Here is a 13,530-nt window from a genome sequence, read left to right as displayed (position 1 = left end):
ATCGTGGACGCAAGCGACGAAATCGAAGCCGGGCTGGAGAGCGATGACCGCAACTTCATCACCGCACTGGCGCGCGGGCTGGAGGTGTTGCGCTGCTTCCGCCCCGCCGAAACCGAACTGACCAACCAGGAAATCGCCGCCCGCACCGGCCTGCCCAAGGCCACCATCTCGCGGCTGACCTACACGCTGCGGCGGCTCGACTATCTCGTGCACTCCGAGCGAAATGGCACCTACCGGCTCGGCCCCGGCGTTCTGGCGCTGGGCTACGGCGTGCTTGCAGGCATGGAAACCTCCGAGCGCGCCCGCCCTGAGATGCGTGCTCTCTGCGAGGGGCCAAACCCTCATGTCACCGCCGCCTTCGCCGAGCACCACCGGCTTCAGGCGGTCTATGTCGGCGTGCAGCGCTCGCAGCAGGCCGTCTCGCTCAGCATGAGCGTTGGGGCGCGCCTCCCGCTGTTCCACTCCGCCATCGGTCGCGCGATCCTTGCCGCCATGACAGAAGAGCAGCACGCCCACATCCTCGATCTCGCCAAGCGTGAGCGGCCTGATGACGTGCCCCGCTACCGCGAGAGCCTCGCCAAGGCCGTCGAGGATTACGCCACCCTCGGCTACACAACCGGCTACGGCGACTGGCGCCCCGAGATCAACGGCATCGCGGTGCCCGTCGTCTCGCTCAACGGTGACAGGATCTTTGCCATGAACGTCGGCGGCCCCTCTTTCCTCGTGTCCCCGGAGGAGCTTCGTGATGCCTACGCCGAGCGCCTGCTGGCCGCCGCCGAAGCGCTGAGCCGCAAGGCCGGCACATGAGCTGGGAGGCTGCGCCTGCCATCGCGCCCGAGCTGATCGAGCCGCCCTATCCCTTCCAATCCCTCGTCGGCTTCGAAGTGACTGGCTGGGGCGAGGGCTGCGCACGGGTTGAGCTTGCGCCGCTCGATGCGGTGGAAAACCGCCACGGCATCCCCCACGGTGGGGCGCTCTCGGTGCTGCTCGACACCGCCATGGGCTACGCGGGCAGCTACACTGGTGACGCGGGCGAGAAGCGAATGGCGATGACCCTCTCGATGACGGTCAACTTTCAGGGGCAGGCGCAGGGCGCGCGGCTAATTGCCGAAGGTCGAAAGACCGGCGGCGGGCGCAAGACCTTCTTCGCCGAGGCCCGCCTCAGCGACGAGCACGGCAATCTGGTTGCCAGTGCCACCGGCGTCTTCCGCTATCGCACGCCTCAGGCGTAGCGCGCCGCCACCCGCGCGGTGTGAAAATCGGCATCGCCCAGCTGCGCATCGAGCATCACCAGCCGCTTGGCATAGTGGCTCAGCGGATACTCCCAGGTCATCCCGATCCCGCCATGCAGCTGAATGGCCTCCTCGCTCACTTTCCGCGCCGTGCGCCCGACAAGGCTCTTGGCCATCGCCACGGAGCGGCTGTCCATCCGGTCGGCGGCCAGAATCGTGATCGAGCGGGCCTGCTCGATCGCGGTCTTCATCTCCACCATCCGGTGCTGAAGCGCCTGGAAGCTGCCAATCTCGCGGCCGAATTGCTTGCGGCTCTTGAGGTAGTCGAGCGTGGTCGCATAGCACCAATCCATGGCGCCGACCGCCTCGGCACAAAGCGCCAGACGCCCCCAGTCGAGCGCGGCGGCAATGGCCTCCCCGGCATCGGGGAGCAGGCAGCGGGCAGGCGTTGCGTCAAGCATCAGCTCGCCCGCGCCGCCGCCGTCGATCATCCCCCATGGCGAAACGGCAGCCTGCTCGGCCTTCACTTCAAACAGCGACAGCTTGCCCGCCTGCCGGGCGCTCACCAGAAAATGGGTGGCTGCATTGGCTCCGTAAACGGCGGTCTTGCGCCCGGTGAGCGTGTCTCCGCCCTCCGTCGTTCCGGCATCCGCGTCCCACGGTGCATCCGGCTCATCGACGGCCAGCGCATAGATCGCCTCGCCCGAAAGCAGCGGCTCAAGGTCTTCCCCCGCCTCGGCCAAGAGCGGGGCCGCCATGGCCGCGCCCAGCAGAGGCTCGGGGCAAAGCGCTGCGCCCATTTGTTCGAATACTGCAAGCAGATCAAAGCCAGAGCCTCCCATGCCGCCCGCATCCTCGGAGATGAAGGCATAGAGAATTCCAATCTCTGCCAGGGCTTTCCAGCCCGCTTTGTCATGGAACGGCGCCTCATAGGCCACAGAGTTGCGATGTTCGATTCCGAAATGGCTCCCGAGCAGCTTGCCCAGGCTGTCAGCCAGCATCCGGCGGTCATCTGTCATTTCGAAGTTCATGTCAGAGCTCCAGCATGGCCTTGGTCAGAATGTTCTTCTGAATCTCATTCGATCCGCCGAAAATGCTGATCTTGCGGTTGTTGAAGTAGCTCGCCGCCGCCGCTTCATCCTCGGGCGCGACCAGCGCGGCATTGCCACCCGGCGCCTCGCCGGGGATCAGCGCCGCCGCCGGGCCGAGCGCGCGGCGATAAAGGTCGTTCAGCGCCTGGCGCACCTCGGTGCCGCGGATCTTCAGCATCGAGGTTTCCACCCCGGGGTGCCCCACCCGCTGCGCCTCGGCCAGCATCCGCAGGTTGAAGATCTTCATTGCCTCAAGGTCCATCTCCACCTCGGCCAGCCGCGCGGCAAAGAGCGGATCGTCAATCAGCCGCTTGCCCCCCCGCATGGTCCGCTCCGCCAGTGCCTTCACCCGCTCGAAAGCGGCAATGGAAAAGCCCACTCCGGCAATGCCGGTCCGCTCGTGGGTCAGCAGATATTTGGCCACCGTCCAGCCGTCATTCTCCTCCCAGACAAGGTTCTCTGCTGGCACCCGCACGTCGGTGAAGAACACCTCGTTCACCTCATGCCCGCCCTCGATCAGCCGGATCGGCCGCACCTCGATGCCCGGCGTATTCATGTCGATCAGCAGGAACGAAATCCCTTCCTGTGGCTTGCCCGAGCCGTCCGTCCGCACCAGGCAGAAGATCCAGTCGGCGTGCTGTCCCAGCGTCGTCCAGGTTTTCTGCCCGTTCACGACATACTCATCGCCTTCGCGCACCGCCTTTGTCTTGAGCGAGGCCAGGTCGGAGCCTGCCCCCGGCTCCGAATACCCCTGGCACCACCAATCCGTGCCGTCCAAAATTCGCGGCAGATAATGCGCCTTCTGTTCGTCACTCCCGAACTTGATCAGCACCGGCCCGAGCATTTGCAGCCCGAACGGTAGAATCCGTGGCGCATAGGCCCGCGCCGCCTCCTCATCGAAGATATGCCGTTCCACCGGCCCCCAGCCCGGCCCGCCATGCTCCTCCGGCCAGGTCTGCGCCAGCCATCCGCGAGCTTGCAGGATCGCGTGCCAGCGCTCGGTGTCCTTCTTCGACACCTCGCCGCCCGCCTTCACCCGGGCGGCAATGTCCTCGGGCAACTCATCGGCCAGAAACTGGCGCACCTCTTTCTGAAAGGCCTGCTCTTCTGGGGAATAAGAAAGGTCCATCGGGTTACCTCAGTTCATCTCGGCGAATGTCTTGCCGTCCGCCGCCATTTTCCGCAGCAGATCAGGCACTTGCCAGTAATAGGGGTCTTCCTCGGAATAGCGCTCAATCCGCGCCACGAGCTCTTTGGCGCCGATCACGTCGGCCGTGTGCATCGGCCCGCCCCGGTGGCGCGGAAAGCCGTAGCCAAAGAGAAACACCGCATCTATGTCGATGGGCCGCAGCGCGATGCCGTCTTCCAGCACCCGCGTCGCCTCCGAGATCATCGCGGTCATGAACCGCGCCTGAATTGCCTCGGTGCTGAAGCTGCGCGGTGTCACCCCCGCCTTCTCGCGTTCCTCGGCGATGATCGCCGCCACCTCAGGGTCGGGCCGCTTGTCGCGCCCTTCGTAGATGTAAAAGCCACGGCCCGTTTTGCGTCCGTAATGGCCCGCCTCGCAGATCCGGTCGGCCACCGCCACGTAGCGCTCCTCGGAGGGGCGCGAAGGCGCCAGCCGCTTGCGCTGCGCCCAGCCAATGTCCAGCCCGGCAAGGTCACTCACCGCGAAGGGGCCCATGGCAAAGCCGAAGGCCTCCATCGCCGCGTCCACCTCCTCGGGCGCCGCGCCGTCGAGCATCAGGTAGTCGGCCACCTTCTTGTAATGGCTGAGGATTCTATTGCCTATAAACCCGTCGCAGACGCCTGCGCGCACCGCCACCTTGCGCAGTTTCTTGGCCAGCGCAAACCCCGTCGCCACCACCTCGGGCGCGGTCTTCTCAGCCACCACGACCTCCAGCAGCCGCATGATGTGCGCCGGTGAAAAGAAGTGCAGCCCGATCACATCCTCGGGCCGCGAAGTGCAGGCCGCAATCTCGTTCACATCCAGATAAGAAGTGTTCGAGGCCAGCACCGCGCCCGGCTTGCAGATGCCGTCGAGCCGCCCGAAGACATCGCGCTTCACGCCCATGTCTTCAAAGACCGCCTCAATCACGAGGTCGCAATCGGCAAAATCCTCCAGCGCGGTGGAGGGCTTGAACCGCTCCAGCGCCGCATCCCTCTTGGCCTCGCTCATCTTGCCGCGCTTCACCGCGCCGTCGAGGTTGGCCGCCACCGTCTCGCGCCCGCGCCCGAGCGCTTCCTCGTCGCGCTCATTCATCCGCACGGTCAGCCCGGCGTTGAGGCAGGCCGTGGCAATGCCCGATCCCATCGTGCCGCCGCCGATCACGCCCACAGTGGCCACCTCGCGTGGCTTCGCCCCCGCTTCGGGGATCTTCTCCACTGCGCGTTCGGCAAAGAAGGCATGGATCAACCCGGCTCGCTGCGGGCTTTCGATACAGGCCTGAAACTTCTCTCGCTCCAGTGCCAGCCCCGCCTCAAGCGGGCCGGTGCAGGCCGCCACCGCCTCCGCCGCGCGATGGGGAGCAAACAGATGCGCCTGCTTTGCGGCAAGCTGCGCCTTGGTGGCCTCAATCGCCTCGGGGTCAGGCGTCACCTCGATCTCGCCGGTCTTGCGACAGGGCAGGGCGCCGGTGCGGGCCTCTTCGGCCATCCGCAGCGCCACCTCGCGCGGCTCGCCCTCTTCGATCCGGTCCACCAGCCCGCAGCTCAGCGCGTCGCCATGCGCCAGCCGCTGCCCGGTGGTGATGATTGAAAGCGCCGCGCCGATCCCCATCAGCCGCGGCCCGCGCTGTGTGCCGCCCGCGCCGGGGATCACCCCCAGCGTCACCTCCGGAAAGCCCACCTTCACGCCCGGAACCGCCACCCGGGCATGGCAGCCAATCGCCACCTCCAGCCCGCCGCCAAAGCAGGAGCCATGCAGCACCGCAACCACCGGCTTGGGGCAGGCCTCAATCCGGTTGCACACATCCGTCAGGATCGGCTCCAGCCGTGGCCCCCCGAACTCCTTGATATCCGCCCCGGCAATGAAGGCCCGGCCCTTGCCGTAGATCGCCACCGCTTCCACGCCATCGTCCGCTTCAACGGCCTCCACGGCCTTCCACAGCCCCTCGCGCACCGCGTGGCCCGCGGCATTCACCGGCGGGTTGTCGATCACGATCAGCGCCAGCGGCCCCTCGCGCTCGATGGAAATGACGTCATTCACCTGCATTGCTCGTCCCTGTCTGTCCTGTCTCTTGCAGTTGCGCCGCACGCTGCCCCGCCAGCGCGGCGGCAGCAAGGGGCAGGGCGGCCAGTGCCAGCCCGATCAGCGCGGTGGCCCCGTAGCCCAGCCCGGTTTCCTCGGTATGGGGGATGGCAAAGGCCACGCCGCCTGCGCAAAGCGCCACCCTGAGGGGGAGGGCGAAGGCCCCTCGGATCGGCCCCAGAAAGCTCACGTAGCCCTGCAAGCCAAAGCTCAGCAGCGCCACCCCGGTCAGCGCCGAAACCAGCGCCACCGCCACCTCCGGCGCCGGGGCCTCACCGATCAGTGCGGGGTTCAGCACGAAGAAGAAGGGCGCCACGTAAATCACCCCGCCCAGCCGCATCGCCTCCAGCCCCGTCTTCATGGCCGAGGCGCCCGACATGGTGGCAGCCGCAAAGGCCCCGAGCGCCACCGGCGGAGTGATGTAGCTCACCATGCCCCAGTAGAGGATGAACAGATGCACCGCGAGCTGGTTCAGCCCGCCCTGTTCAAGGGCAGGGGCCAAAACCACGGCGAGGAAGATGTAACAGGCCGTCACCGTCATACCCATCCCGAAGATGAAGGAGGTCAACGCGCCCATGAGCAGCAGCACCAGCGTGTTGTCTCCGGCAATGAACACCAGCTCATTCACCAGCGTGCCCGCGAGGCCCGTGGCCGAGAAGGCCCCGACGATGAGGCCCACACCGAGCAGGATCGCGGTCAGCTCCGCCAGCCCCGCGCCCACGCCCACGAACATCTGGCCAAGCCCGCGCAGTGACAGGCGGTTGCCTGGCAGCAGCTGGTTCACGGCCAAGAGCAAGGCGGTAGCATAGAAGGGGGCTGATGTTTCGCGCCGCAGCACGATCAGCATGAAGATCAGTAGCGCAAAGACGCTGACATAAAGCCAGCCGTCCTTCAGCACCGTCCGCAAGCGCGGCAGTTCAGCCCGCGGAATGCCCTTGAGGCCCCGCCGGGCCGAATATGCGTCGATCTGGGCGAAAAGGCCGAAGTAAAAGAGCAGCGAGGGGATCGCCGCCGCAATCGCGATTTCCACGTAGGGACGGCTCAGAAACGAGGCCATCACGAAGGCCGTCGCCCCCATGATCGGCGGCATCAGCACGCCCCCCGTCGAGGCGCAGGCCTCGGTCGCCGCCGCCGTCTCTTTCGAAAAGCCCGTGCGCCGCATCGCCGGAATACTCACCGCCCCCGTGGTCAGCACGTTCGAGATCACCGAGCCCGACATGCTCCCCATGAAGCCGCTCGCGAAGATCGAAACCTTGGCGGCTCCGCCGCGAAACCCGCCCACGAGCCCAAGTGCCAGATCGTTGAAAAACTGCCCCCCGCCCGTGCGTTGCAGCACGGCGCCAAACAGGATGAAGCCAATGACCACGCCGCCAAAGGCCTTCATCGGAATGCCAAAGGAACTTTCCGATGAATAGACATGGTAGCTCATCGCCTCGCCAAAGCTGCTCTGAAACCCCGAGAAGGGGTCAGGCACATGGCTGGCAAAGGTGGGATAGAGCGCAAAGACCAGCACGATGGCAAACAGCACCGTGCCCCCGGCCCGCCGCGTGCCCTCCAGCACCAGCGCGATGAAGGCATAGCTCACCCAGATCGCCACCTCCGGCGCGGCATATTCCCAGCCCTCAGACAGGTTTCGTTGCGCCGTTGCGGTCAGGTAGGCGGTGCAGCCCAGCGTGCCGGCGGCCAGCAGCCAGTCGATCAGGCCGGGCGTGTCACCCCTCAGCCCGCGCATCGGAAAGACGAGGAAGGCAACAGCCAGAAACAGTCCGCCCAATAGATAAAGATAACGCCCCTCGATCAGCACCAACCCGCCGATCTGAAGGTTGAAGAGCTGGTGGATCACCATCAGCAGGCCCAGTCCGGTCGCCCCCCCAATCGCCCAGCGGGCGGCCGCATCGGCCCGCCCCTTGCCAGCAGCGGGGGCGGCGTCCGGGTCGGCGATCTCGGCCCCCTTTGGGCGGGTCTCTTCGGCGGTCATCGCGGCCTCATCCTGCTCGGAAACTCAGCCGGGGCGCGACATGAAACCCGCGCCCCGGCCAATGTGGTTCGTTCCGTCTCAGCGGATCAAAAGACCACCTCGAAGCCGCCATCGGCCAGCGCCTTGCGGCGGGCCTCCGGCCAGGCTTCTTCCCAGTTGTCCGGACCCTCGGCCTTCAGCGCTTCCCAGGCGGCAGAGAGCGCCGCCTGCCGGGCAAGCAGCCTGTCGTTATGGGCCTGCGCCTCGTCATTCCACAGCCCGGCCTCGGTGTAATAGCGGATCGCGCCGTCGTGGTAGGGGGCAACCCACTGCATATCCTGCTTGTCCAGCGCCCAGCCGTTGATGCCCGGGGCCTTGCCTTCGAACTGCGGGTAGAGGTCCACCATCGCCTTGGTCATCGCATAGGCCATCTTTTCATCGGTCGAGGCGGTGCCCACCAGCACCGGGTAGGCATAGCCCGCGCCCGCGTAGCCATCGGTGTCGTCGATGGTTGCGCCGACAACAGCCACGTTGGGCACGAAGAAGGGTGCAATCGCCTGCATCCGGGCCAGCCCCTCGGTGTTCTCGGGGTCGATCGGCGGCCAGAACAGCCCGCGCGGGCTGGAAGCTGCCTCATAGGCCAGGCCCGAGTTGGTCGAGGCAAAGGCGGCATCCACCTGCCCTTCGATCAGGCCTTTCCACGAGGCGCCGAAGCCGCCGAACTCCACCACCTCCACGTCGTCCCAGGTAAGACCGCCATAGGCGAGGTAGGCCTCGGTGTTCACGTTCAGCGCCGGTGCGCCGACGATATAGGCTACACGCTTGCCCTTGAGGTCGCTGAACTCCTCGATCCCGAGGTCGGCCGCGACGCCCACCGCAAGGTTGATCGCCCCGCCGTTGTTGGCCGCAATCACCCGAATGGGCTGCGGCCCCCAGTTCTCGGCGCCAAAGTCAAACGCGCCTTCCTGCGACATGAAGCTGCCGCCCACGCCGGTCGCGGAAAATTCCACCCGGCCCTGCCGCAAAGGTTCGGTGCGGCTCACGTCATTCTTGCCGGGCAGCACCCGCAGGTTGATCCCGTAGGTGTCCTGAAGCGCGGCACCAATGGCCACGGCCTGGTTGTAGCCCGCAGAGCCGGTGTCATAGGCCGTCCAGCTCATCTGCTTGGGCAGCGCCGTCTCCTGCGCCGCCACGGGGGCCGCCATCAGCAGCACCCCGGCGAGCATTGCAATCGTCTGTTTCATTCATTCCTCCCAAATGGTGCGGGCAGCCCCGGTTGGCCCGGGTCTCCTCCTCCCGCCTTCCGCGCCTCCGCAGGTCGCTGGCGCGCTCTGCGGAATTGCGTTTCGCAAATGGAGCATCTATCACCATGGGGCGTCGGTCAAGACGCAAGGGGAGGAGATATACGATGGTGCGAGCCGCCGATCTTTTGGTGGAGTGCCTGGTGGCCCATGGGGCAGACCGGCTGTTCTGTGTTCCGGGCGAAAGCTATCTTGCGTTGCTCGATGCGCTGCACGGGCAGAACGCGGTCGACCTGGTGGTCTGCCGGCACGAGGGCGGGGCAGGCATGGCCGCCGTCGCCGATGCCAAGCTCACCGGCAAGCCCGGCCTTCTGGCCTGCTCCCGCGGCCCCGGCGCGATGAACGCCGCCATCGCCTTGCATCTGGCCGAGCAAGACGCCGTGCCGCTTGTGGTTCTGGTCGGGCAGGTTGCCCGCCACGAGCGCGGGCGCGGCGCCTTTCAGGAGATGGATTACGCCCGCGTCTTCGGCTCCTTCGCCAAGCACGTCGAGGAGGTGACAGACGCCTTCCGCCTCCCCGAGGCCCTTGCCCGCGCCTGGGCCGCCGCCTGCTCCGGCACACCGGGCCCGGCAGTTCTGGCCCTCCCCGAAGACATGCTCACCGATGACGTGACGGCGGCGGTCATCGCGCCAACCCCGGTGCCCACGCCCGGCCCCTCAGAAGACCATATCGCCCGCGCCGCCTCGCTGCTGGCGGCTTCCGAGCGCCCGCTGATTCTCGCCGGCGGAGGCTTCGCCGCGCCCCAAACCCGCGCCGCCCTCAAGGCTCTGGCAGAAGCGCAGGGGATTCCCGTGGCCACCACCTTCAAGCATCAGGAAGTGTTTGATAATTTCTCTCCCCTCTACGCCGGAAACCTCGGCTTCAAGGTGCCGCCCTCGCTCTGGAAGACCCTGGCCGAGGCCGATCTGATCCTGGCGCTGGGCACCCGCCTTGGCGATGTGCCCACCCAGGGCTACCAGATCCCCGCCGCCCCCGAGCCGACCCAGCCGCTTATCCACGTCTGGCCCGATGCCGCCGTGCTCACGCGGCTCTACCGGCCCACCCTCGCCGTGCCCTCCGAGCCCGCCGCCTTCGCGCAGGCCCTCGCGCAGGCCGCGCCCAAAGCCCCCGACCGCGCCGGCTGGGCCGCGCGCTGCAACGCCGCCGCGCTGGCCTTCAAGCCGCAGGCGAAACCCCGCGAGGACGGGCTGGATTTTGGCGTGGTCGCCGCCGAGCTGGCCGCCCAAGCCCCGCCCGATACCATCGTCACCACCGATTCGGGCAACTTCTCGGGCTGGGTCCACCAGTTCTGGCCATGGGATGGCTCCCAACTCGCCATCGGCGCGGTGGGCGGGGCGATGGGCCTCGGCATCCCCGGTGCTGTCGCCGCCTCGCTGCGCTTTCCGGGCCGTTGCGTGCTGGGCTTTGCCGGTGACGGCGGCGCGATGATGACGGGCGCAGAGCTGGCCACCGCCATCGCCAAGGGCGCCACGCCCAAGCTGGTGGTGGCCGACAACGGCACCTATGGCACCATCCGCCTGCACCAGGAGCGCGACTTCCCCGAGCGCGTTTCGGGCACCGATCTCGCCAACCCCGACTTCGCCGCCTGGGCCGCCAGCTTCGGGGCAGGGGCCTTCTCCCTCGCCCCCGGCGATGACGTGGAGGCCACCGTCGCCAACTTCCTCGCCCACCCCGGCGCGGCGCTGCTGGCAGTGAGCACCTCCGCCGAGGCGATCTCGGCCTATGTCACCGTTACCCAGCTACGCCAGCGAGGCAAAGGCTGATGGCCCCCTTCACCCGCCACCTGCCGAGCTGGCCCAAGGGCGTGCCGCTGCATATCGAGCTGCCCGCGCGCTCCATCGCCCAAAACCTCGCCCTCAGCGCCGAGGCCACCCCCGAGTCCCCGGCGATCACCTACTACGGGAGGCAAATCACCTATGGCGCGCTGGCGGCAGAGGTCGAGGCGCTGGCCGGTTGGCTCCAGGCGCAGGGCGTGGCCAAGGGCGACCGGGTGCTGCTCTACATGCAGAACTCCCCCCAGTTCATCGCCGGGTATTACGCGATTTTGCGCGCCGATGCCGTTGTTGTCCCCGTCAACCCGATGAACCGCGCCGCCGAACTCGCCTACCTCTGCGAAGACACCGGCGCGCGGGCGGCCCTCGCCGGGCAAGAGCTTCTGCCCTATCTCGCGGGCACACCGCTGCGCCACATCCTCGCCGCCGCCTACGCCGAACACACCGACCCGGCCTTCCCCTTCACACTCCCCGAGCCGCTGAACGCCCTACCGCAGCCCTCAACCGATCCCCGCGTCACCCCATGGTCCGACGCCGCCGCCGCCGGTCAAACCCCGGGGCCCATCACCGCCCAGCCCGACGATCTCGCCCTCATCCCCTACAGCTCCGGCACCACCGGCCAGCCCAAGGGCTGCATGCACTCGCACCGCACGGTAATGTCCACCTGCGTCGGCAACACGGTCTGGAACCCCACGCGCGGCAACGGCACCACGCTGGCGAGCCTCCCGCTCTACCACGTCACCGGCATGCAGAACTCGATGAATGCTCCCATCCTCAAGGGTGAACCGATCATCCTGATGACCCGGTGGGATCGCGCGCTCGCCGCGTATCTCATCGAACGCTACAAGGTCGCCCGCTGGCGCTCGATTACCACCATGGCCATCGACCTCGTGAACGACCCCGACCTCGACAGCTACGATCTCACCTCCCTCGAAGTGATCGGCGGCGGCGGCGCCTCCATGCCAGAGGCCGTTGCTGCCAAGCTCAAGGATCTCACCGGCCTCGACTACATCGAAGGCTACGGCATGACCGAAACCATGGCCCCCTCCCACATCAACCCGCTCGACGCCCCACGCCGCCAATGCCTCGGCATCCCCATCTTCGACGTGGACAGCCGCGTGATCGACCCCGAAACCGGCGCCGAACTCGGTCCCGGTGAACCCGGCGAAATCATCATGCACGGGCCCCAGAACTTCCTCGGCTACTGGAATCGCCCCGAGGAAACCGAAGCCGCTCACATCACGATCGACGGCAAGCGCTTCGTGCGCTCCGGCGACATCGGCCGCTACGACGAAACCGGCTTCTTCTACATCGTCGACCGGGTCAAACGCATGGTCTCCGTCTCTGGCCTCAAGGTTTGGCCGACCGAGGTGGAGGGGCTCATGCACGCGCATCCGAAGATCACCGAATGCTGCATCATCGGAAGGCCAGACGCCCGCACTGGCGAGCGCGTCCGCGCCTACATCGTCCCCAAGGGCGAGGTCACGGCGGAAGAGATCACCACCTGGTGCCGCGCCAACATGGCCGCCTACAAGGTGCCCAAGGAGATCGTCTTCGTGGAGGCCCTCCCGCGCTCCCCTTCAGGCAAGGTGCAGTGGCGCGACCTCATGGACGAGGCCGCGCGGGAAAGCGCCTGATCCACACGCCCAGAGCTGGCCCACCTGTGCCACGAGGGCCCCCCGAGTCTCACTGAGTGACTTGGCTCTCGCGCTGGCCACGGCGTGGCGGCAACATGAGGAGTGCGTCGTAGTGATTTGAATTATTTGGATAAATAAAATTTCTCACGCCGCCGTGACAAACCCCATTGCCAAAAATAATAAAGTAATACTTAATCGAGACCACGAACGGAAAACGTTCCATGGGAGGAAATCATGAACGTCAAAGCAACGCTCCTTGCGAGCGCAATCGCCCTTACGCCCTTCGCCGCCATGGCTGCCGATATGACCATCGGCTTCAGTCAGATCGGGTCCGAATCCGGCTGGCGCGCGGCTGAAACCACCGTCACCAAGCAGGAAGCCGAAAAGCGCGGGATCGACCTCAAGTTCGCCGACGCGCAGCAGAAGCAGGAAAACCAGATCAAGGCCATCCGCAGCTTCATCGCCCAGGGTGTCGATGCCATCCTTCTCGCCCCCGTCGTTGCCACCGGCTGGGACGAGGTGCTGGAGGAAGCCTCCGACGCCGATATCCCGGTCGTCCTGCTCGACCGCACGGTCGACGCGCCCGACAGCCTCTACCTCACCGCCGTGACCTCCGACCTCGTGCACGAGGGCCGCGTGGCCGGCCAGTGGCTGGCCGATGAAATGGCCGGCGAGCCCTGCCGCATCGTCGAGCTGCAAGGCACCACTGGCTCTTCGCCCGCCATAGACCGCAAGAAGGGCTTTGAAGAGGGCATCGCCGGGGCCGACGGCCTCGAAATCGTCCGCAGCCAGACCGGCGACTTCACCCGGTCGCAGGGCAAAGTTGTAATGGAAAGCTTCCTCAAGGCCGAAGGCGGCGAGAACATCTGCGCGCTCTATGCCCACAACGACGACATGGCCGTGGGCGCGATCCAGGCGATCAAGGAAGCGGGCCTGAAGCCGGGTGAAGACATCAAGATCGTCGCCATCGACGCGGTGCCCGATGCCCACCTCGCCATCGCCAACGGCGAGATGAACGCCACCATCGAGCTCACGCCCAACATGGCCGGCCCCGCGCTGGATGCGCTCGAAGCCTACTTCGCCGACGGCACCGCGCCCGAAAAGTGGATCCAGACCGAGAGCAAGCTCTTCACCTCCGAAGATGACAACCAGGCCATCTACGAGATGAAAAAAGGCCTCGGCTACTAAGGCTCCCCCGGGCCGGGGCACCTTCCTTTACCCGGCCCGTTCTCTCTCCGCGATGGCTCGTGCTAGGCTGTCGCGGGGAGGGGCAACTTCATGAAAAGCAGA

The 13,530-nt window shown here is 66.6% G+C and carries 11 protein-coding genes; 5 read left to right on the top strand and 6 right to left on the bottom strand.

Annotated features, from left to right (window positions below; all coding sequences use genetic code 11):
• The first annotated feature begins 3 nt into the window (after nucleotides 1-3).
• Nucleotides 4-807, top strand: coding sequence for an IclR family transcriptional regulator (locus tag DYI42_RS04315; RefSeq protein ID WP_213544693.1), 804 nt, complete (start codon nucleotides 4-6; stop codon nucleotides 805-807).
• Nucleotides 804-1,232 carry a PaaI family thioesterase gene (locus tag DYI42_RS04310; RefSeq protein WP_213544692.1) on the top strand — a complete coding sequence of 143 codons (429 nt, stop codon included), beginning with the start codon at nucleotides 804-806 and terminating at the stop codon, nucleotides 1,230-1,232. Before DYI42_RS04315 ends, DYI42_RS04310 begins: the two co-directional genes overlap by 4 nt.
• Here DYI42_RS04310 and DYI42_RS04305 read toward each other — a convergent pair.
• The 5 genes from DYI42_RS04305 to DYI42_RS04285 form a co-directional block, all read right to left on the bottom strand.
• Nucleotides 1,223-2,263, bottom strand: coding sequence for an acyl-CoA dehydrogenase family protein (locus DYI42_RS04305; protein WP_213544691.1), 1,041 nt, complete (start codon nucleotides 2,261-2,263; stop codon nucleotides 1,223-1,225). The genes DYI42_RS04310 and DYI42_RS04305 overlap by 10 nt on opposite strands.
• Nucleotide 2,264: 1 nt before the next feature.
• Nucleotides 2,265-3,452, bottom strand: a complete 1,188-nt coding sequence (locus tag DYI42_RS04300) for an acyl-CoA dehydrogenase family protein (protein WP_213544690.1) — start codon at nucleotides 3,450-3,452, stop codon at nucleotides 2,265-2,267.
• 9 nt (nucleotides 3,453-3,461) lie between these two features.
• Nucleotides 3,462-5,537: a 3-hydroxyacyl-CoA dehydrogenase NAD-binding domain-containing protein gene (locus tag DYI42_RS04295; RefSeq protein WP_213544689.1), complete on the bottom strand. Its 2,076-nt coding sequence runs from the start codon at nucleotides 5,535-5,537 to the stop codon at nucleotides 3,462-3,464.
• Nucleotides 5,524-7,551 (bottom strand): TRAP transporter permease, encoded by a 2,028-nt coding sequence (locus DYI42_RS04290; protein WP_213544688.1) that lies wholly within the window; start codon nucleotides 7,549-7,551, stop codon nucleotides 5,524-5,526. Before DYI42_RS04290 ends, DYI42_RS04295 begins: the two co-directional genes overlap by 14 nt.
• A gap of 86 nt (nucleotides 7,552-7,637) precedes the next feature.
• Complete coding sequence (locus DYI42_RS04285; protein WP_213544687.1) at nucleotides 7,638-8,774, bottom strand: TAXI family TRAP transporter solute-binding subunit; 1,137 nt, start codon at nucleotides 8,772-8,774, stop codon at nucleotides 7,638-7,640.
• A 164-nt stretch (nucleotides 8,775-8,938) separates the two neighbouring features.
• Between DYI42_RS04285 and DYI42_RS04280 the strand changes: the two genes are divergently transcribed.
• The gene (locus tag DYI42_RS04280; RefSeq protein WP_213544686.1) at nucleotides 8,939-10,594 is read left to right on the top strand and encodes a thiamine pyrophosphate-binding protein; all 1,656 of its coding nucleotides are present in this window, start codon (nucleotides 8,939-8,941) and stop codon (nucleotides 10,592-10,594) included.
• Entirely contained in the window at nucleotides 10,594-12,240 is a 1,647-nt protein-coding gene (locus DYI42_RS04275; RefSeq protein WP_213544685.1) for a long-chain-fatty-acid--CoA ligase, read from the top strand. Before DYI42_RS04280 ends, DYI42_RS04275 begins: the two co-directional genes overlap by 1 nt.
• A 49-nt stretch (nucleotides 12,241-12,289) precedes the next feature.
• On the opposite strand, the gene DYI42_RS04270 is transcribed toward DYI42_RS04275, so the two are convergent.
• Nucleotides 12,290-12,463, bottom strand: coding sequence for a hypothetical protein (locus DYI42_RS04270; RefSeq protein WP_213544684.1), 174 nt, complete (start codon nucleotides 12,461-12,463; stop codon nucleotides 12,290-12,292).
• Nucleotides 12,464-12,474: 11 nt separating this feature from the next.
• Here DYI42_RS04270 and ytfQ point away from each other — a divergent pair, with 11 nt between their 5' ends.
• The gene (gene ytfQ / locus DYI42_RS04265) at nucleotides 12,475-13,428 is read left to right on the top strand and encodes a galactofuranose ABC transporter, galactofuranose-binding protein YtfQ (RefSeq protein WP_213544683.1); all 954 of its coding nucleotides are present in this window, start codon (nucleotides 12,475-12,477) and stop codon (nucleotides 13,426-13,428) included.
• Nucleotides 13,429-13,530: the final 102 nt, after the last annotated feature.

The organism is Vannielia litorea (genome assembly GCF_018424695.1).
Lineage (GTDB): Bacteria > Pseudomonadota > Alphaproteobacteria > Rhodobacterales > Rhodobacteraceae > Vannielia > Vannielia litorea_A.
Note: the sequence above shows the minus strand (reverse complement) of the source record. Positions and strands in the feature narration are given on the sequence as shown.